Origin of the sequence: Streptomyces luomodiensis, from assembly GCF_031679605.1 — a bacterium.
GTDB classification, from domain to species: domain Bacteria; phylum Actinomycetota; class Actinomycetes; order Streptomycetales; family Streptomycetaceae; genus Streptomyces; species Streptomyces luomodiensis.
Genome location: NZ_CP117522.1, coordinates 245658 through 266838, shown reverse-complemented (window position 1 = coordinate 266838; position 21181 = coordinate 245658). Strand labels below are relative to the sequence as shown.

The following is a 21181-nucleotide window of genomic DNA, read 5'->3' as shown; positions in this document are numbered from 1 at the left end:
TGTTGCCTGCCGTATCTGCACCGTTTTCACCTTGCTCCGTTTGTTGTGGTCTGGTTGATGTCCCGGAAGGGGGCGCTGTGGTGGTGGTGTTTTACCGGTCTCCCCAGGTGACGGGCAGGGTTTCCATGCCTCGGATGAATACGCCGTCTTTCCAGCGCAGTGTGTCGGGGTCGGCGGCGAGGGTGAGGTGGGGGTAGCGGCGCAGGAGTGCGTTGAGGGTGATGGTGGTTTCCAGACGGGCGAGTGCGGCGCCCAGGCAGAAGTGGATGCCGTGGCCGAAGGCGAGGTGGCGGTTGGGTGTGCGGGTGATGTCGAAGCGCTCGGGATCGGGGAAGTGGGTGGGGTCGTGGTGTGCGGAGAGGAGAGAGCCGACGATCATTTCTTCCGCGGGGATGGTCACTCCGCAAAATTCGGTGTCTTCCAGGGGGAAGGCGCCGGTGGTGTTTTTCACCGGTGGGCAGTAGCGCAGGACTTCTTCGACCGCGGAGCCGGTCAGGGCGGGGTCGGCGCGCAGGCGCCTGAGCTGGTCGGGGTGTGTCAGGAGGGCCCATACGCTGTTGCCGATGAGGTTGCCGGTGGTTTCGAAGCCCGCCGCGATGAGGAGGAAGACCATGCTCATCAGCTCGGCCGGGGTCAGCCGCTCGCCGCTCTCCTCGGCTGCGATCAGCGCGCTGGTGAGGTCTGGGCGGGGGCTGGTGCGGCGCTGGGCGAGGAACCGTTCCAGGTACTCCTGGAACTCGGTGGCCATCCGTGCCAGGGCGGTGAAGTCGGCGGGGGCCACCAGGATGCCCGTCCACTCGCGGAACTTCTCCCGGTCTTCTTCGGGGATGCCGATCAGTTCGGTGAGGACGGCGAGGGGGAGCCGGAAGGCGAGGGCCTCCAGCAGGTCGGTGGTGTCGTGCTGTTCTGCCTGGTCCAGCAGCCTTTCGACGGCCTCTTCGACGCGCGGTGTCAGGTCGGCGATGCGGCGTGGGGTGAAGGCTTTGCCGACCAGGGAGCGGAGTCGGGTGTGTTCGGGAGGGTCGGAGTAGAGCACGTGCTGGTCGAGCTGGTCCAGTTCGGTCACCCGGAAGTAGCGGGCGCGGGCCTGCTCGGAGAGTTTGCGTTTGTCTCTGCTGAAGCGCGGGTCGTGGAGGAGGGCGGCCACGTCGTCGTACCGGGTCACCCACCACTCAGGTGCGTCTTGGTATGGGTTGAACAGTCGTATGGCGGGTGCGTCGGAACGCATCCGGGCGAGGGTGGGCAGCGGGTCGGCGCTGGTGTGGTCGCTCCACAGGTCGTACGTGTTCATTCGGGCCGGTCCAGTACCTTGCCGACGGCCTGCCAGGTGGGGCGGTTGCTGATCTGCTGCCACCATCGGGCCAGGTGAGGGCGTTGGGTGACCAGGTCGCCGCCGCCGGAGGCGAACAGGTACTGGAGGTAGGGCAGCCAGGTGACCTCGGCGAGGGAGAAGTCGGGGCCGGCCAGGTAGGGGTGCTCGGCCAGACGGGCGTCGGCGACGTCGAAGGCCTGGGCGAGTTCGGCTCGGGCCGCGGTGATGGCCGCCGCGTCCGGCGGGGGCGGCATCAGTGCGGCTCCGGGGCTGTTGCGGATCACGTCGTAGACGGGGCCTGACCTGACCAGTTCCCATACCGGGCCGCTGACGTAGGACTGCTCGATGCTGATCCACTGCTCCATCAGTCCCCGCGAGCGGAGGTCGGCGGGGGTCAGCGAGGGGCCCGGGAGCCGCTGGTCCAGGTAGCGGATGATGGCCCGGGACTCATACAGCAGGTAGCCGTCGTCCTCCAGGACGGGGATCTCCCCGAAGGGCTGGCGGACCCGGTGCTCGGGGGACTTGTCCTCGCCTTTGAGCACGCTGACTTCGACCAGTTCCGCTTCGCAGCCTTTCTCGGCCAGCACCATCAAGACCTTGTGTGTGCAGGCGCTGGTGGTCGTTCCGTAGACCTTCATGGTGTGTCCTCCTGGATTCCGCCGGCGTCGAGTACGTCCATCAGGTAGCGGGCGATGGCCCGGGGGGTGGGGTGGTCGAACGCGAGTGTCGAGGGGAGCGCCCACCCTGTGCGCGCGGCCAGCTCGTGCCGCAGCTGTACGGTCATCAGCGAGTCCATGCCCAGGTCCATCAGCGGCTGATCGTCCCCGACCTCGGAGGGCGAGGGCAGTTGCAGGACGGTCGCGGTGTCGGTACGTACGGCCAGGGCGATGGCGTCCTCGCGCTGGTCGGCGGGCAGGGCGAGCAGCTCCTGGGGCCATGAGGCGCCGGCGGGCCGCGCCTGGGCGCGTGCGGTGGCGCACGGTGTCCACCTGCCGTCGTCCCCCCGGCCGTGGACGGTTACCACGGCACCGTCCTGGGGGGAGCCGCTGACCACGAGCTGGACCCGGCCCGGCGCCGGAGGGGTTCCCTGGATGGTGAAGTCCTCGATCCGCACCGGCCCGGCGTCCCAGGCCGCTTCCGCTGCCGCCTGCACGGCTTTGCGTATCAGGGGTTCGTCCACCGCTGCCCACCGCGTCTCGAACACCGCCCAGGTGCCCGCGATGTCCAACCGGGTGCCGAGCAGCGGGTGCCGGGCAGCAGCAGTGGCCGTGGTGGATGCGGGCGGGGTGTGCAGCCAGTGGCGTCTGCGCTGCCACGGGTAGGTGGGCAGGGTCACCGGGCGGGGACGTTCGGGGTACAGGGCGGCGAAGTCCACCGGGCAGCCGCTGGTGTGGAGGGCGCCCAGGGCGGTGAGCATGGCCGGCACCTCTGGCCGATTCCGCCTGAGGGTGGGGATCACGGTGGCCTGCGGCTGGAGGTTCTTGAGGTGGCCGGACAGGACCGAGTGCGGTGTCACTTCGAGGAAGACGGTGTGCCCGTCGGTGCCCGCGGCCCGTACCGCCTCCGCGAACAGCACCGGTTGCCGTATGTTGTCCGCCCAGTACGCGGCGGTCAGTTCTTCTCCCGTGCAGCGTTTGCCGTGGACGGCGCTGTACAGCGGCCGGCTGCCTGGCTGTGTGGTGACGTGGCCGAGGTCGTGGGCGAACTGTTCGGCCATCGGGGCCATCTGGGGTGAGTGGAAGGCGTAGTCGACGTCCAGTGCGCGGCAGCGCACACCGCGCTGTTGCAGGTGTGCCACGACGGCGGCGAGCTCGTCGGCGTCTCCGGACAGTACGACGGAATGGTCGTCGTTGACCGCGGCCACGACGACGCCGGTGTCCATGGCGGGCAGCTCGGCGGCTGCCTCCTCCGGCCCGAGTGCGACGGCGGTCATCGCGCCGCGCCCATGCCCTTGCGCCATGGCCCGGCCGCGCAGTACGGCCAGGCGGGCGGCTTCGGGAAGGTCCAGTGCGCCGGAGAGGTGAGCGGCCGCGATCTCGCCGACGCTGTGGCCGATCACGGCGTCGGGTTCGACTCCCCAGGAGGCGAGCAGCGCCGCCAGCGCCACCTGCACCGCGAAGATGGCGGGTTGGGCGATGTCGGTCAGGTGCAGGCGAGCGGGCGCATCGAGTTCCTCCAGCACGGAGATGGGGGCATGCTGGGCGATCAGCCGGTCGCACTCGGCGAGTGCGGCGGCGAAGGCCGCCTCGCTGGACCGGAGTTCGGCTGTCATGCCCGCCCACTGTGTGCCCTGGCCGGAGAAGACGAAGGTGAGTGTGGGGCTGGTGGCGGCGGCGGGCGCCGTGGTGACGGCGGTGCGCAGTGCGTCGGCGAGTTCGGTCGCGGTCGTGCCGACGACGGCGAGCCGGTGCGGGTGGTGCTGGCGCCGGGTCGCGGCGGTGCAGGCGAGGGACCGCAGGTCGCTGTCGGCGGTCTGGGCGAGGGTGTCCGCGTACGCCTGTGTCAGATCGGTCAGGGCCTCAGGGGTTCGGGCGGACAGCGGCAGCAGCACCGGGGAGCCCGGTGCCCAGCGCTGCCCGGCGGGAATGGTGTCCGTGGCGTCTTCGGCCGGCTCGGCCTCGGGTGGTTCGCCGAGGATGAGGTGTGCGTTGGTGCCGCTCATGCCGAAGGAGCTGACACCGGCGAGCCGGGGGCGCCCGCCCGCGGGCCAGGGCACGGAGCCGGTGGGGATCTCAAGCGGTGTGCCGGTGAGGGAGATTCTGGGATTGAGCGTGTTGAAGTGCAGGTTGCCCGGTATTTCCTGGTGGTGCAGCGCGAGGATGGCTTTGATCAGGCCGGCGATGCCCGCCGCCGCTTCCAGGTGTCCGATGTTGCTCTTCACCGCCCCGAGGACGCAGCGGGACCCGTCCGGCCGCGGGGCGCCCAGGACGTCCGCGAGGGCCTGCACCTCGATCGGATCGCCCAGCGGTGTTCCGGTGCCGTGGGTTTCCACGTAGCTGATGTCGCAGGCGGAGATACGGGCGTCGGCCAGTGCTGTGCGCAGTACCTCGCGCTGTGCCGCGAGGTTGGGGGCGGTCAGCCCCACCGACCGTCCGTCGGAGTTGACCGCGCTGCCGTGCAGGACGGCCAGTACCCGGTCCCGGGCGGCGAGGGCGTCCGAGAGCCGTTTGAGTACCACCACTCCGCAGCCCTCGCCGCGGACGAAACCGCCTGCCTGTGCGTCGAAGGTGCGGCAGCGGCCGTCGGGGGAGAGGGCCTGGAGGTCGGCCACCATCTCGGTGGTGGTGTCGGTGAGGATGAGGTTCACCCCGCCGGCCAGGGCGAGGGAGCTTTCCTTGCTGCGCAGGCTGCGCATGGCCAGATGTATGGCCACCAGCGAGGAGGAGCACGCGGTGTCGATCGCCATGCTCGGTCCGCGCAGTCCCAGGACGTAGGACAGGCGGCCGGGGCCGAAGCAGTGGGTGGTGCCGGTGCCGGTGTAGCCGTCCCGGGCACCTGCTTCGTTGCTGAGCAGAAGGTAGTCGTTGGTGCTCATGCCCATGAACACGCCGGTGTCGCTGCCGGCGAGCTGTTGGGGGACGGTTCCGGCGTCTTCGAGTGCTTCCCAGGCGACTTCGAGGAGCAACCGCTGCTGGGGGTCCATCTGGGCCGCTTCGCGTGGGGAGATGCCGAAGAACGCGGCGTCGAAGGTGTCCGTGTCCGGGATGAAGGCGCCCCACTCCGCCCCCGGGAGCGGAGCGCCTGCTGCCTCCCCGTCCGCTGGGGAGCGGGCGGGGCGTGCCGAGACTGGATCGGTTCCCTCCGACAGCATCCGCCAGTAGCTTTCGGGACGGTCGGCGCCGCCGGGGAAGCGGCAGCCCATGCCGATCACGGCGACCGGTTCGCTGTCCCGCCGCTGGAGTCGTTCGATGCGCTTTTCCATCTCGCGCAGTGCGGTGGCCGCCTTCAGCAGCCGCGACCGGTACGTGGCCTCGATGTCCTGGTGGTCGCTCACCGGCTATTCGCCTCCTTCTATCCGGTCGACCGCGTCGTCGATCAGCGCGAGCAACGCGTCGGTTCCCAGCTCATCGAGGTCTCCCGGGGCCGCTTCGGCGGCCTTCCCCGGGGTCTCCCGCGCGACGGGTCCCGGGGCGTTCCCGGTGACCGGTCCTGGGGTCTCTTCAGCGATGCCGAGCAGCGCGACGACCTGCTCGGCCAGATCGGCCACGGTCGGGGAGGCGAACAGCGCCGTTACCGGCAGCCGGATGCCGAAGACCGACTCCAGACGGTTGCGGAGTTCCAGCGCCATCAGCGAGTCGATGCCCATGCTGGTGAACGCGGCGGTCGTGTCGATCCGTGCCGCGTCGATCCGCATGATCTTCCCCAGCTGTCCGGTGACCGCTTCCTGGACCAGGCGGCTGCGCTGGGCGGGGGCCGCGTCGCGCAGCCGGGCGGCAAGATCCGGGTCAGCCGCCGGGTCAGGCGGTGTGGCCCATTCCTCGCCGCGCAGTTCGGTGAAGAGCGACGCTCTGGCGGCGGCCGGGTAGAACTCCAGCCACTGCCGCAGGTTCACCCGCAGGGCCGCCAGGTGCGGGGTGGTGCCGGGCAGCAGGTGGCCGAGGATCTCGGTGCCTTCCTCGGGGGTGAGTGTGCCGATGCCGCGGTGTGCCAGCCGTTGCCCGTCCCCGTCGCGTCCGGCCATGATGCCCGCCTGAGAGAACAGCCCCCAGTCGATGCACAGGGCGGGGGCGCCGAGTGACCGCCGGTGCCGGGCGAGGGCGCCGAGGAAGGCGTTGGCCGCGGCGTAGTTGGCCTGGCCGGGCGATCCGAGGAGGGTCGCGGCCGAGGAGTACAGCACGAAGTGGTCCAGTTGCCGGCCCCAGGTCAGCTCGTGCAGATTCCAGGCGCCCTGCGCCTTGGGCTCCATGACGCGGTCGTATCGCTCGGCGTCGAGTTCCATGACGGTGCGGTCATCCAGCACCATGGCCGCGTGCACGACACCGCGCAGCGGTGGGAGCCGGGTGTCGATGTCGGCGAGCACGCGGGCCAGATCCTCACGGCGGGTCACGTCGGCGGAGTGGACGACGATCTCGGTGCCGGACGCGGTGAGCGACTCGAGCCGCTGCCGGGCTTCGGGGGAGGGGGCGCTCCGGCCGGTCAGCACCAGGTGCCGGACACCGTGCGCGGCCAGCCATTCGGCCAGGCCCAGGCCCAGGCCGCCCAGACCGCCGGTGATCAGGAAGGTGCCATCCGGGGCGAACGCCGGCTGGGTGGCCACGGCGTCGGGTGAGGACCGCAGGAGCCGGGCGGCGTAGCGTCCGGCTGGCCGCAGGGCGATCTCGTCCTCGCCGTCGGGGGCGGTCAACTCCAGCACCAGGTCCCCGGCTGCCTGGTCGGCTTCCGGTCGCGGGGCCAGGTCCACCCGGGTGCAGGCCACCTCGGGGTGCTCCAGGCCGAGTGTCCTGGCCAGTCCCCACAGCGGAGCCTGGGACACCGCGACCGGTGTGCCACCGGCGTCCTGCGCCCCGGCGGTGACCAGCCACAGCCGGGGATGGTCGCGCCACCGGCGACGCGCGAGGGCCCGGACCAGGCTCAGCGTGCTCAGGCCGGTCAGGCGCTGGTCCGCCATGAGCGTCTGTGCGGTGGTGTGCTCGGTGGGGGTGGTATCCAGGCTCCACAGGTGCACCACTCCGGCGCACTCCCGCCGCTCGCCCAGAACCCGGTCCAGCAGGCTTTCCCACGCCGCGTCGTCGGCCGGGTCCATCTCGTGTGCCTGGACCACGGCGCATTCCTGGCCCCGCGCCTCCAGCAGGGACACCAGCGCCGTCCCCACGCCCGACCGGTCGGCCAGCACCAGCCACGGGCCCCTCGCGGGCCGGCCGGCGGACGGAAGCGCGGGCCGTTCCACCGGGCGCCAGGCCACCTCGTAGCACACCTCCCGCAGGGAAGGCGCGGCGGCCAGCCGCCGTACCGCGAGGTGGTCGACCTCGATGAGAACCTGCCCATCGTCGTCGAGGACACGGAGATCGCCGGTGTCGCCGGTGCCGCTGAGGCGGGCGTGCACCCACACCTGGTCCCCGGGCCGCCGGTACACGCGCATCCGGCCGACGCCCACCGGTACGACGGGGGCGGGCGGACCCTGGTCCGGCACGAGGGCGCCCAGCACCTGGAAGCAGGAGTCCAGCAGCGCCGGGTGGCACAGGTAACCGGCCGGGGAGCCGGACAGGGAGATCCGCCCGAGCGCCTCGGCGTCACCGGTCCACATCTGCGCCACCTGACGGAAGGCGGGACCGTAGTCGATGCCGCGCCGCGCGTAACCGTCATAGTGCTCATCCGCTGTGACGCGGGTGGGGCAGCGCGACCGGATGGTGTGCGGGGACTCGGCGGAAGGCGGCGGCGCGACGTCCGTCTCCGCGGCAAGGGCCGTGCCGCGGGCGCAGCGCGTCCAGCTCCCGCCGTCCGCGGCGCGGGCGAAGATGGTGAAGGTGTCCTGCTCCTGGACGAGTTGCACGGTCCCGGTACCGTCCTGGCCCAGCACCGCCATCTGCTCGAAGGACACATCCCGTAGCAGGGGCGGAGTCCGCGCCGCGCTGAGGGCCATTTCCAGATAGGCCGCCGCGGGCAGGATCGCCGAGCCGCCGACCCGGTGGTCGGCGAGGTAGGGCAGCCGCAGCGTGCGCTGGCGGATACGGGTGCCGGGCGCGGTCGCGGGACTGACTGGCTCACCCAGCAGCGGGTGGCCCGTCGTGGGGTGTGGTGGCGGGGCGGTGTCCACCCAGTACCGCTCACGCTGAAAGGGGTAGGGGGGCAGGTCCACACATCGGCCGCCGCCCGGGTGCAGGGCCCGCCAATCGATGGTGTGGCCCGCGGTGTACAGGCAGGCCAGCGACTCCAGGAACACCGACCGTTCGTCGTGGTCCCGGCGCGATGACGGCAGCACCCTCCCCCCGTCTTCCTCGATGGCCGGCAGCAGCACCGGGTGCGGGGCGATTTCCACGAAGACGGTGTCGCCCTCGGCCATGAGAGCGCCGACCGCCTGGGAGAACAGCACCGGCGCGCGCAGGTTCCGTACCCAGTAGTCGGGGCCGAGTTCGCTGCCGTCGCAGTCCCGGGCCACCACGGTGGAGTACATCCGCACCTTCGCGGTGGCCGGCTCAAGCTCTGCGAGCGCCTGTCGTAGGTCCTCGTCGAGCACCTCGACCTGCGGGCTGTGCGAGGCGACCTCGACCTTGATCAGGCGGCAGAAGACATCCGCGTCGGCCCACTGGGCCCGCAGTTCCTCCACCGCGTCCCGGTCGCCGGACACCACGGTTGTCCGGCGGCTGTTGCCGGCGGCGACGGAGACCCGGTCGGCGTAGGGGGAAAGGGCCCGTTGGACGTCCTCGGCGGGCAGGTCGACCAGCAGCATGGCGCCGTGCCCGCTCAGCCGCCGCATCAGCCGGCTGCGGCGGCAGATGATGCGTGCCGCGTCGGTCAGGGTGAGCGCTCCGGCGACATGGGCGGCGGCCACCTCACCCATGCTGTGGCCCACGACCGCGTCCGGCTCCACGCCCGCCGCGCGCCACAGGGCGGCCAGCGACACCTGCATGGCGAAGAGCAGCGGCTGGACGACATCGATGCGCTCCAGCCGCGACGCGGCCGCATCCGTGTGCAGTTCCTCGATCAGGGACCAGCCGGTCTCCGCACGCACCGCCTCGTCGCACGCCACGAACGTCTGACGGAAGACGGGCTCGTGCGCGTACAGGTCGCGGCCCATACCGAGCCACTGGGAGCCTTGTCCGGGGAAGACGAACACCACCTTGGACGGCTGTGGTGCGGTGGTGGTGACCAGGCGGGGCTCGGCCTGCCCGGTCAGGAGGAAGGCCGCCCGGTGCGGATGGTGCTGGCGGTGGACGGCCGCCGTGTAGGCGAGGTCCGCCACGTTCTCCGGCTTCCCAGCCAGCAGGTCCCGCCAGGTGTCGGCCAGCCGGCCGAGCGCGCCGGTGTCGCGTGCCGAGAGGGGAACGAGGACCGCCCGGCCGGCGGGCGGCTGGGGGTGCGGTGCGGCGGGCGTCGCCTCGGCGGGAGGGTCGGCCAGGACGAGGTGTGCGTTGGTGCCGCTGATGCCGAACGAAGAGACCCCGGCCATCCGCGGCCGGCCCTCCCGCTTCGGCCAGGGGGTGGGTTCACCGGCCAGGGTGAGCGCGGTGGAGGTGAGGTCGATACGGGGGTTGGGCGTACGCAGGTGCAGGTTGGCCGGTATCCGCTCGTGCCGCAGGGCCAGTACGGCCTTGATGATGCCTGCCACTCCGGCGGCGGCCTCCAGGTGCCCGATGTTGGTCTTGACGGCGCCGAGCACACAGCGGGAGCCGTCCGGACGCGGGGCGCCGAGCACATCGCTGAGGGCGTCGACCTCGATGGGGTCGCCCAGTGGCGTGCCGGTGCCGTGCGTCTCGACGTAGCCGATGTCCGAAGCCTGGGCACCCGCGGTGCGCAGGGCCTGCCGCAGCAGGTCCCGCTGAGCGGAGACGTTGGGGGCGGTGAGTCCGGAGGAGCGGCCGTCGGAGTTCACCGCGCTGCCGCGGATGACCGCGTGGATCGGGTCACCGTCGGCGACGGCGTCGGACAGGCGCTTGAGCACCAGCACCCCGCAGCCCTCGCCGCGGACGTAGCCGTTGGCCCGCGCGTCGAAGGTCTTGCACCGGCCGTCGGGGGACAGCGCCTGGGCGGTGGCCATCATGTCGGTCATGTCGGGGGCGAGCATCAGGTTGACGCCGCCGGCCAGCGCCGTCGTGGACTCGCCCAAGCGCAGGGACTGGCAGGCCAGGTGCACCGCGACCAGGGAGGAGGAGCAGGCCGTGTCCACGGCCATGCACGGTCCTTCCAGGCCCAGTACGTAGGACAGCCGGCCGGCCGGGAAGGAGTGGCCGTTGCCTGTCACGGTGTAGATGTCGCGTGCGCCGGTGCTGAGCTTGTCGTAGTCGTTCACCACGACTCCGACGAACACCCCGGTGCGCGAGCCGGCGAGCCGGTCCGGCGGCAGCCCGGCGTTTTCCAGGGCGCCCCAGGCCACTTCCAGGAGCAGCCGCTGCTGCGGGTCCATGGCAGCCGCCTCACGGGGCGTGATGCCGAAGAACGCGGCGTCGAAGGCGTCCACGTCCGACAGGAAGGCGCCCCAGCGGACGGCGCCGCCCCGCCAGCGGTCCACGGGGACCTCGGTGACCGCGTCCACACCACCGTCCACCAGACGCCAGAACCCCTCCGGGTCCGTCACACCACCGGGGAAGCGGCAGCCCATGCCGATGATGGCGATCGGTTCGCTCTTCGCGCGCTGTTCGGCGGCGAGCTGGGCCTGGAGTTTCCTGATGGTCACCAGAGCCTGTTTGACCGCCGGCAGCTGCTCACTCATGGGGCGACTCCTCATCGGCGAGCCGGATACTCTCCAGCAGGAGCCGTTCGGCCTCTGCGTCGGACATGCGGTCGATTTCCTCTTCCAAACCGGACCAGTCGGGACCTGCCACGTCCCTGTCCGCCGCTGACACCCGCTCCGCCACGCCATCGGTCCGCGCTGGGGAAGTGGCGAGGCCAAGGGCATCCCACACGTGGTCCCTCAGCGCGGCCACCGTGGAGCAGGTGAACAGCAGCGCCACAGGCAGCCGCACACCAAGCGTCGATTCCAGCCGGTTGCGCAGTTCCACCGCCATCAGCGACTCCAGTCCCATGGAGCGGAACGGCACCGAGCGGTCCAGCCGGGCGGCATCCTGACCGAGCGTCAGGGCCAGCTGCTCCACCAGATGTTCCTCGAGGAGCGCAGGCCGCTGCCCGGCGCCGGCCGCGGCGAGGCGCTCGCTGAACGATCCGCTCTCGTCACCGGAGTGCTCCAGCCCCTCCAGCACAGGCGTCCCCGTAGCGCTGGGACAGGACTCGAACCAGTGCCTGAGGTTCAGCCGCATCACCGCCAGCTGGCCCAGGCCCGAACCCAGGGCGCGGCTCAGCGCGCGCGAGCCCTCGGCCCGGGTCACCTGCCCGATCCCTATGCCGTCCGCCCCCGCCGGGGCCCAGTTCACGCTCACGCCGGGCAGACCCAGGGCCCGGCGGTGGTGTGCGACGGCGTCCAGGAGCGCGTCCCCCGGCGCGTCACCACCATGGCCGAGCAGTGCGGCAGTCGAGGAGTACAGCACGAACAGCTCCAGCTCACACCCCAGGGTGTGCTGGTGGAGCTGCCATGCGCTGCGCGCATCGGCACAGATGACGCCGCGCAGCGGCATGCGGGCGGTAGCGCAGTCCGCGACCAGAGCGGCCACCTCGTCGTCGCCCGCCGGCGCGGATACCGCGACGTCCCTGGCGCCATGCTCGGTCAGCCACCCGGTCAGCGCCTCGGCCAGCTCGGCGTCGTCGGTGACCACGAGGTAGGTTCCCGTACCCGGCAGCACGACCTCCCGGTCGGCCAGACGGCCCGCCGGTACCAAGCGGGCCACGTAACGGCCCTCGGGACGCAGGGCGATATCGGTCTCCCGGTCCTCGTGCAGCAGTTCGGCCGCGAGGGCGGCCGCCTCACCGGCGCCGGGATCGGCCGCGAGATCGATCCTGGCGCACCCCAGGTCCGGGTGGCTCAGGGCCGCGGCACGGCCCACTCCCCACAGCGGAGCCTGATCCACCCGCACCGGGTGCCGCCCCTCGCCGGCCGCCTGCGCCGCCCTGGTCACCCACCAGATCTGCGGTGTGTCCCGCCATCCCAGTCCCACCACGGCGTCCACGAGCGCCAACGCGCCGGAGGTGCCGCTGTTCCAGATGTGGACCACCCCGGCAGGGACGGTGTCCTCGAGCACCGACCGCAGGGCGCCAGGGTCGTCCCGCCCGGCCTGCCGGGGCGTGACCAGGGTGCACCGCGCGCCCTGGGCGCGCAGTTCCCCGGCAAGCGCTGCCCCGATGCCGTCGTCCTCCTCGGCCAGTACCAGCCACGGCCCGCCGGCCGCCGGCGCCCCCGCACCCTCCAGCGGCCGCGAGTGCGCATCCTGCCGCTGCCACGCAAGCGTGAACAGGCACTCGTCCAGCCGGTCGGGTCCGCCGGGCAGCGGCCGGGTCCGCACACCCTCGACCCGCACCAGGATCCGGTCGTGCTCATCCAGCAGGGACACCTCCACGCCGTCGCCGCACACCCGGCCGTGCACGCGCACCGCACCCAGTGGCGGACGCACCACCCGCAGCCGGCCGATCCCGGTGACCAGATGCGCACCGCCCGAGGTCTCCGCACGCAGCACGACCGCCACCTGGAGGCAGGCGTCGAGCAGGGCGGGATGGAGGTGGAAATGGTCGGCGCGGCGCTGTTCCTCTTCGGGGAGCCGCACATCCGCCAGCACCTCACCCGGCCCGAGCCGCAGACGCCTGACGTTCTTGAGGCCCGCACCCATCTCCTGACCGGCCGCGGCCAGCCGGCGGTAGTGCTCCGCGCCGTCGCGCTCCTGCCGCAGGCACTGCGGACCCGGCGGCGCCTGTGGCTCGTCCGCCGCTGGCCCTGAGCCGGTACGCACAACGGCCCTCGCATGCCGTACCCACCCCTCCTGGGTGCGGCCCGAGATCTGCACGATGCCCTCGCCCAGGACGGTCTGTACGGTCGGCGCGTCGGCCTCGTCGACGAACAGCGCCTGCTCGAAGACGATGTCGGCGAGCTCGACGTCCTCGGTCCGGTACGCCTCCGCCGCGGCGGCCAGGGCCATCTCGACGAACACGGCACCGGGCGCCACGGTCTTGCCGCGCAGGCGCAGATGTGCGATGGCAGGCAGCCGTACCGGGTTCAGCTCGCGCTGCCAGAAATGGGTGCCCGGCGTCACGGAGGAGGACAGCCCCTCACCCAGCAGCGGATGCCCGGAACCGGCCGAGGACGCGGTGAGCCAGTACCGCTCGCGCTGCCACGGGTAGGGAGGCAGCGGCACGGCCCGGCCCGGCCCGAGCAGCCCCTCGAAGTCGATCGGAGCGCCTCGTGTGTGCAGGGCTCCGGCGGCCCGGAGCAGCGCGGCGCGCTCCGCCTCGCCGCGCCTGAGGCTCCCCACGGACGCACCGCGCACCTCACGCGCCGCGAGGCAGTTGTGCACGTTCTCCATCAGGACCGGGTGGCCCCCCACTTCGAGGAAGATCCGGCTCCCGCCGGATATCGCCGCGTCCACCGCGTCGGCGAACCGCACCGGACGCCTGATGTTGCGGGCCCAGTGCCCGGCGTCCAGGTCCTCGCCGGTGACCAGGGCGCCGGTGACGGTGCTGTAGAAGGGCAGGGCGGCCGGATGTGCGTTCACGGGATCGAGCGTGCGTTCCAGCTCGTCGGCCGCCGCCTCCATCTGGTGGCTGTGGAAGGCGTGGTTCACCCGCAGCTCGCGGCAGTGGGCGCCCTCGCTGCGCAGCCGCTCAAGGGCATCGGCCAGGGCATCGGCCTGGCCGGAGAGCACGACCGAGCCGGGGTCGTTGACCGCCGCGATGTCGAGCCGGCCCGCGTAACCGGCCAGCAGCGGCCGCATCTGTCCGGCCGGCCGGTCCACGGCGGCCATCCGGCCCGTGCCGGACGCGCCCTCCATGAGCCGGGCCCGGTGGTGGACGATGCGCGCCGCTTCGGGGAGGGGCAGCACGCCCGCGAGATGGGCTGCCGCGATCTCTCCCACGCTGTGGCCGATCACGGCGGCGGGAGTGATGCCCCAGGACTGCCACAGCCTGGCCAGGGCGACCTCGACCGCGAACAGCACGGGTTGCGCCACCGCGGTCCGCCCCAGACGGCTCGCCTCCACGGGCGCGTTCAGTTCCCCGGTCAGCGACCAGCCGGTCAGCGGGCGCAGCGCTTGATCGCACTCCTCGACGGCTGCCCGGAAGACGGGCTCGTCCCGCAGCAGGGTCCGGCCCACCCCGGCCCACTCCGAGCCCTGGCCGGGGAAGACGAACACCACACCGCCGGCCGGGTCGGCTTTGCGGGGCTCCTCCGCCCCACCGGCGCCGGCGGCGGCGGCCGCGGCGCGCAGCGCCCCGGCCGCCTCCTGGGTGGTGGTGGCGGTGACCGCGAGCCGGTACTCGTGATGGGTGCGCCGTGCTCCCGCGGTGTGGCAGATGTCGTGGAGTTCGTCGTCCGGGCGGGCATCGAGGTGGCCGGCCATCGCCGCGGCCGAGGCGAGCAGCGCCTGACGGGTCCGTCCCGAGACGACGAGAAGTTCGCACCCCGCGGCACGGGGGCGCCAGGGCGCGCCGAGAGCATGCAGGGCCCCCAGGGAGTCGATCAGCGTGGAACGTCCGCGGTCGTCCCGGCGCAGTGACGGCAGGGCTCGGGCGCCGTGCTGCTGAACCGCGTCGGTGAGGATCGGGTGGGGGTCGGCGTCGACGAAAACGCGGTAGCCGTCGGCGAGCAGGCTGCGGACAGCGTCGGTGAACCGCCACGGTTCGCGTTCGGTCCGCACCCAGTGCTCGGCGTCCAGCGCGGCGCCGTCCATCCGCCCCCCGGTGACGGAGGAGTAGAACGGCGTGTGGCAGGGCCCGGGGCGCAGTCCGGCCAGGGCCTGGCGCAGATCGGGCAGTATCTCCTCGACGTACGGGCTGTGCGAGGCATAGCTGACGTTGATCAGCCCGCAGCGGACCCCGCGCGAGGTGAGCCGGTCAAGGACGCCGCGCAGGACGTCCCGGTCGCCGGAGACCACGGTGGAGGAAGGCCCCGCCGTGCCGGCCGTCCACAGCCGGCCCTCGTGCTCCCGCACCAGTTCGCCCGTCTCCGCCTCCGGCAGCTCGACCACTGCCATACCGCCCCGGCCGGTGAGCTGGTGGGCGAGCCGGCTGCGATGGCACATGACCATGGCCGCCTCCTGAAGGCCGAGAGCGCCGGCCACATGCGCGGCGGCGACCTCTCCCATGCTCATCCCGGCGACGGCGTCCGGCTCGACGCCCCAGTGACGCCACAGTTCGGCCAGAGCGACCTGCACGGCGAAGATCGCGGGCTGGGCGAGCTCGGTCGACGTCGTCCACTGGGTGTCTTGCGACGTCAGCAGCCGGCTCGGTGACCAGTCCAGGTACGGGCTCATCGCTGCCTCGCAGCGGGTGAACGCCGCCCGGAACGCCGGTTCCTGACGCATCAGCCGCGCCCCCATACCGGCCCACTGGGACCCCTGGCCACCGAAGAGGAACGCGATCCGCGGCCGGTCCCCGTCGCACTGGCCGGCTGCGACACCGGGAGCTTCCCGGCCGGCGAGGAAACTGTCCACCCCGCGGGTGAGGTCGCTTCGGTCGCGGAAGGACAGCGCGAGACGGTGCGGCCCCGATGCCGGATCGGCAGCCAAGGCGCGGGCGGCGGACCACGGATCGGCGGCGGACGCCAGCCGGCGGGCCGCGTCCCGCAGGGCCTCCGCCGACTCGGCGGACAGCCGCGCCAGGTGCATGGGGTCCTCGCCGCTGCCCTCGAGGACGACATGGCAGTTCGTCCCGCCGAAGCCGAACGCGCTGACCCCGGCGAGCAGGCGGCCCTCGCTGTCGGGACTCCACGCCTCCAGCCGGCGGGGCACGCGCAGCCCCCAGTCCTCGAACGGAATGTGTGGATTGGGTTCGTCGAACTGAGCGCTCGGCGGGAGCGCGCGGTGACGCATCGCCATGATGACCTTGATCAGCCCCGCGATCCCCGCCGCCGGCTCCAGGTGGCCGATGCTGCTCTTAACCGAGCCGATCACCAGCGGCCGGTCAGCCGGGCGGCCGTCGCACAGCACCGCGCTCAGCGCGCCCGCCTCGATGGGGTCGCCCAGCGCGGTACCCGTGCCGTGCGCTTCCACGTACTGGATGTCGGCGGGCGCCACGCCCGCGCGGGCGCAGGCCTCGCGCAGCACCGCCTCCTGCGCCTGCGGGCTCGGCGCGGTCAGCCCGTTGGTGGCCCCGTCGTTGTTCACCGCGCTGCCCCGGATCACGCAGTGCACCGGATCACCGTCGGCCAGGGCACGGCTGAGGGGCTTCAGTACGACCGTCCCAGCGCCCTCGCCCCGGCCGTAGCCGTCTGCGCGGGCGTCGAAAGCCTTCGTCCGGCCGTCCGGCGCCAGCGCGCCGAGCCGGGTCAGCGCGGTCATCGTGTCCCCGGCCAGCATCAGGCTCACCCCGCAGGCCAGCGCCAGGTCGCATTCGCCGTCCCGGAGGCTGCGTGCCGCGAGGTGGACGGCGACCAGGGACGACGAACAGGCGGTGTTCACCTGGAGGCTGGGGCCGCGCAGACCCAGAGCGTAGGAGATGCGGGCAGGTATCACGCTCGGGTCGCCGCCGGCCAGCGTGTGCTGGGTGATCAGCTCCGGATCGGCGCAGATGCCGGCACCGTACTCACTCCACATCGCCCCGGCGAACACCCCGGTGCGGCTGCCCGCGAGGCTGCCGGGCGCGATCCCGGCGTCCTCCAGCGCCTCCCACGCCAGTTCCAGGGCGAGCCGCTGCTGCGGATCCATGTGGACGGCCTCCCGTGGGGAGATGTCGAAGAACTCCGGGTCGAACAGGTCCACCTGGTCCAGGAACCCGCCCCGGGCCCGACCACTCCACCGGCCGTCCGGCAGGTCACCGACCGCGTCCGCCTCGCCACTGAGCAGCCGCCAGAACGCCTCGGCCGACGGCGCCTTGGGGAAACGGCAGGCCAGTCCGATGACGGCGACCGGCTCTTGCCCGCCCCCCTCCCACGCCAGGAGCGGTTCCGCGGCCGGTTCCACCGCCGGCTCGGCGGCACCGGCGAGGTGGTCGGCGAGCGCGAACGGGCTGGGATACCGCCAGACCAGGGGCGGCGGTACGGCCCGGCCGAGCAGCCCGCTGAGCTCCTCAGCGAGGCTGGTGAGGCCGCGTGAGTCGAGCCCGTAGCGGGTGAACACCTCATGGCCGTCGATGACTTCCGGGTCCACGCCGCTCAGCTCGGCCACCCGTGAAATGAGCCACCCCCGCAGCGACTCAGCAGATTCAGACCCCACTAGCCGCTACCTCCGATAGTCATCAGACCTCAACGGTCAAATGGCTGGAATCCAGCGCCCCCATCAAGCCAACCGGATCTTACTGTCGGCGCTTGTGCAGCGTAAAGAGCGACCTTGCGTCCGCCGTCCGCACAGATACCCACATCAGGGATGTGACCTGCATCGTGGGCCCGCGGCTCGGCAGATGTAGACCGCACGGACCGCCTTCTCCGGCAGGCATCACTACGCAACAGTCAACTGGCTGGAATTCAGCCCCTTGATCAAGCGAACATGACCGTGCGTCGACGACTCTGGACCGCAAACCGCCGCTGTGATTCCGGGATTAGCCAGTCCTGTCCGGGAAACAGTTGCGGGATAGATCCGCTTCGAGAGGTCCTGACCGTGGGGTCAGCGCAGCGGCAGACTTTCGAGGGTGAACACCGGGCTGGTCTGCGGATCGCCGTAGAGGAAGGTGTCCATCTGGGAGTTGGTCACCAGCAGCCGGTCCCGGCTCACGGCGACGCCGGTGACGGTGTCGGCTCCGGGATAGGTGCGTTCGGAGATGACGGTGGCCCGGGTGTTGTCGCCGGACAGCCGCAGGGTGTCGATCTCGTTGTCCACGGAACGGGCGACGTACAGGGTGTTCCCCCGCCGTGCTATCCCGTCGGCGCTGGGCAGCGCCGGCGCTGCGATCTTGGTGATCTCGCCGGTGGCGAGGGCGAGCCGGTAGAGCGCGCCGCTGTACCAGTAGCCGATGATCAGCGACTTGCCGTCGGGGGAGGTGACGATGCCGTTGCCGTTGGACTGGCCGGCCACGTAGTCCGGCAGGTGGTAGGCCACCTCCAGGGTCCGCTGGGCGCCGGTGGCAGGGGCGTTCACCTCGGCGGCCGGTATCCGGTAGACCACGGCGCGCAGGGAGTCGGTGATGTAGACGTCCCCGTCGGGGGTGACGGCCGCGTCGTTGAGGAGGGTCGGCTCGCCCGTATCGGGGACGGTGTAGGAGGAAACGAGCCCTCCGGTGGTGGTGTAGACGAAGAAGCGCCCGGTGAAGGCGCCGGCGACCAGCAGGCGGTCGCCGGTGGTCTTGACCCCGGTGGCCTGGGTACGGCCGTCCTGGCCGCCGGGCAGGAAGGGGTCGAGCGTCTTCGCCCCGGGGCGCCCGCGGTAGACGGTGCCGTCGGCGATGCTGGCGGTGTAGACGTAGTGGCGGTCGGCCGCGACGCTCTCGGGGAAGGCCTGGCTGCCGCCCACCGTGATCGTGTGGCCGCTGTCCTCGCGGTCATGGGCCGGCGTGGCGGCGGCGGGGAGCGTAAGGGCTGCCAGGGCGGCGGACGCCGCAGTGAGGGTGAGAAGCGGGCGGGGCCATGTGGCGCGTGCGGTGGTGCGGGTGGACATCGTGAAGGACCTTTCCCCTGGGAGAGCGGGAGGGATGTGGGGTGAATCGGGAAGGCGAACCGGCGCCTCGTCGGCCTGTCAGCGCAGTGCCTCGGCGATCGCGTCGGCCAGGGGCGTCGTCGGGTGGCCGATCAGGCGACGCAGGTCACCGGAAGCGGTGAACAGCTCGCCGCGGCTCATGCCGAGGTCCGCGTCGGCGAGGACGTGCGCCAGCTCGGCGGGCAGGCCGGCGCCGGTCAGCGCGTGGGCGAACTCGTCGGCCGGGAGGTGGGTGTAGGTGATCTGCCGCCCGGTGGCAGCCGAGATCGCCGTGGCAAGCCCGGCCAGGGTGAACGCCTCGTCGCCGCCCAGCTCGTACACCTTTCCGGCATGACCTTCGGTGGTCAGCACGACCGCCGCGGCCTCGGCGTAGTCGGCACGGGCCGCGGCGCTGATCCGCCCCTGGCCGGCGGCCCCGGCCACGGAGCCGCTGTTCAGCACCAGCGGCAGCTGGCCGGTGTAGTTCTCCAGGTACCAGCTGTTGCGCAGCAGCACGCTGGGCACTGCGCGCCTCCGCAGGTATTCCTCGGTGGCGCGATGGGTGGCGGCGAGGATCGTGGTGGCCGTGTCCGCGTGCGCCATGCTCGTGTACGCCACCAGCGACACGCCTGCCGCCACCGCGGCGTCGATGGCTCGGCGGTGGTTGGCGACCCGCTCGTCCACGGTCGTGGTCGAGATCAGCAGCAGCTTGTCCGCGCCCTCGAAGGCCGCCTCGAGACTGTCCGGGTCCGCGAAGTCGGCCCGGCGTACCACGACACCGCGGTCGGCGAACTCCTTGATCCGGGCGACGTCCCGGCTGGTCGCGACGATGTCCGGGGCCGGCACCCCGCGGTCCAGCAGTGCTTCGACGGTGAGCCTGCCCAGCTGTCCGGATGCTCCGGTGACAACGATCGACATGGGGACACTTCCTTCCTGCCGCGGACCTCCCGCGGCACGAACCCCAGGATGACCTGGTCACTCTCTTCTGGTAAGGAACCACTTCAAGGTAAGGTGGCAACCCGGAAGAAAGTATCGAGGTGAGCAGTGTGACGACCGCCGAGAATGTGACCGAGCCCATACCGTCATGGGACCCGTACGCGCGTGGCTGCCCCTCGCGTGACCTCCTCGACCAGATCGGCAGCAAATGGGCGGTTCTCGTGCTGGGCGAACTCGGCAGGCACGGGGCGTGCCGGTTCACCCAACTGCGCCAGCGGCTCGCGGGAGTGAGCGAGAAGATGCTCACCCAGACGCTGCGCACCCTCGAACGCGACGGACTGGTCCTGCGGACCGTCTACCCCGAGGTGCCGGCCCGCGTGGAGTACGAGTTGACCCCGCTCGGCCAGACGCTGCGAGGTCCCCTGAGGGCGCTCACGCAGTGGTCGGTGCGGCACATCGAAGAAGTCCTCGCCGCCCGTGAGGAGTACGACGGCCGCACCGAAAAGCGTCAGGGTGTGTCTGACGGCTCCTGAACGGTGTCGCGGAGCCGGATGACGATCGCGGCGATGGTCGCCTTGACGCCCCGACGGCGGAGGTGGCCGCGGTTGTCGCGGCTGGAGCAGGCTATGTCACCGCGCGCCCGGTCCGGGCACGCGGCGTGGGCGACCGGGTCCGCGGCGCCGGACGCGCAGGACCCGCAGCACCGGGATGAGCACGAGTCGAGCCGCTCACCGGGCCCGTTTGCTTACCTCGGAGATCCCCCAAGTAGGCAACCCCGGCAAGATCGATCTCACCGGGATTTCCTGTACCTCAACTACTCACGCCCGTGATGGCCCAGTCCGCCGAGAAGGTCCGTGTCCCGCTGCAAGCGTGACAACGTCGGACAGCGGACCGGCGGACCGGACGTCCACGCGGTCTGTGGTGGCGGCCGCCACCGAGCCATTGACCGGATTACCGCGGGCCGCGTCGGGTAGCAGGGCCCTCGCTTGGCCTAGCCGTCCACCTCGTACTGCCCTACCTCACGGAAGTAGCGCAGGGTCTCTGGGGAGCCGTCGTCGAGGGCCGCGTTGACGGCGGCGCGGAGGGCATCGCTGATGTTCGGGTCCGCGAGCATGCGAACGATGTAGACGGCGTCGTCCTCGGCCTGGGCCAGCCGATAGCCCGTCTCCAGCCAGGCACGCATCTCCTCAGGAGAGTTGCTGTCGAGGAGCTTGTTGGCCTCCTCGATGACCCGCTTGTCGTTGTTCTGTGTTGCGACGTACAGGATGTGGGCGATGGCGACCCGGTCGTCCTCGGCTTGGGCCAGCCGATAGCCCGTCTTCAAGAAGGTCCGCATGTCGTCCACGGTGCCGTTGAGGGCCTCATTGGCCTCTCTGATGACCCCCTTGCCGCTGTCCTCGTCGGCCAGGATGTCGGCGATCGCGGCACGCAGTTCGTCCTCCGACATCTCGTCCACCGGGGTGCCGGAGGTGGCCGCCACGGCAGTGGTGGTGGCCGAGGCGGCCGAATCGCTGGCAAACGCCGGGGCGGTGAAGAGGAGGGCTGGTGTCAGGGCGGTGGCCACGACGAGCAGAGCGGCACGCATCGGTCTCATAAAGGAAAGCCTTCCGTGAAGGGACTTCAGATGAGCTGATGATCA

The 21181-nt window shown here is 71.7% G+C and carries 9 protein-coding genes; 1 reads left to right on the top strand and 8 read right to left on the bottom strand.

Features of this window, described 5'->3' with window-relative positions; translation table 11 throughout:
• Window positions 1–91: 91 nt before the first annotated feature.
• From PS467_RS01200 to PS467_RS01170, 7 genes are all read right to left on the bottom strand, one after another.
• Entirely contained in the window at window positions 92–1291 is a 1200-nt protein-coding gene (locus PS467_RS01200; protein ID WP_311033523.1) for a cytochrome P450 family protein, read from the bottom strand.
• On the bottom strand, window positions 1288–1950 hold the full coding sequence (locus PS467_RS01195) for a glutathione S-transferase family protein (protein ID WP_311033522.1): 663 nt from the start codon (window positions 1948–1950) through the stop codon (window positions 1288–1290). Before PS467_RS01195 ends, PS467_RS01200 begins: the two co-directional genes overlap by 4 nt.
• Window positions 1947–5306 carry a type I polyketide synthase gene (locus tag PS467_RS01190; protein WP_311033521.1) on the bottom strand — a complete coding sequence of 1120 codons (3360 nt, stop codon included), beginning with the start codon at window positions 5304–5306 and terminating at the stop codon, window positions 1947–1949. The genes PS467_RS01195 and PS467_RS01190 overlap by 4 nt, the downstream gene beginning before the upstream one ends.
• Window positions 5307–5309: 3 nt before the next feature.
• Entirely contained in the window at window positions 5310–10679 is a 5370-nt protein-coding gene (locus tag PS467_RS01185; RefSeq protein ID WP_311033520.1) for a type I polyketide synthase, read from the bottom strand.
• Window positions 10672–17214 carry a polyketide synthase gene (locus PS467_RS01180; protein ID WP_311033519.1) on the bottom strand — a complete coding sequence of 2181 codons (6543 nt, stop codon included), beginning with the start codon at window positions 17212–17214 and terminating at the stop codon, window positions 10672–10674. The genes PS467_RS01185 and PS467_RS01180 overlap by 8 nt, the downstream gene beginning before the upstream one ends.
• Window positions 17215–17601: 387 nt before the next feature.
• Window positions 17602–18588, bottom strand: coding sequence for an SMP-30/gluconolactonase/LRE family protein (locus PS467_RS01175; RefSeq protein ID WP_311033518.1), 987 nt, complete (start codon window positions 18586–18588; stop codon window positions 17602–17604).
• Between the two features lie 78 nt (window positions 18589–18666).
• Window positions 18667–19524 (bottom strand): SDR family oxidoreductase, encoded by an 858-nt coding sequence (locus tag PS467_RS01170; protein WP_311033517.1) that lies wholly within the window; start codon window positions 19522–19524, stop codon window positions 18667–18669.
• Between the two features lie 119 nt (window positions 19525–19643).
• On the opposite strand from PS467_RS01170, the gene PS467_RS01165 reads away from it, so the two are divergent.
• Window positions 19644–20075 carry a winged helix-turn-helix transcriptional regulator gene (locus tag PS467_RS01165; RefSeq protein WP_432280523.1) on the top strand — a complete coding sequence of 144 codons (432 nt, stop codon included), beginning with the start codon at window positions 19644–19646 and terminating at the stop codon, window positions 20073–20075.
• A gap of 458 nt (window positions 20076–20533) precedes the next feature.
• On the opposite strand, the gene PS467_RS01160 is transcribed toward PS467_RS01165, so the two are convergent.
• Window positions 20534–21136, bottom strand: a complete 603-nt coding sequence (locus PS467_RS01160) for an ALF repeat-containing protein (RefSeq protein WP_311033516.1) — start codon at window positions 21134–21136, stop codon at window positions 20534–20536.
• Window positions 21137–21181 lie beyond the last annotated feature (45 nt).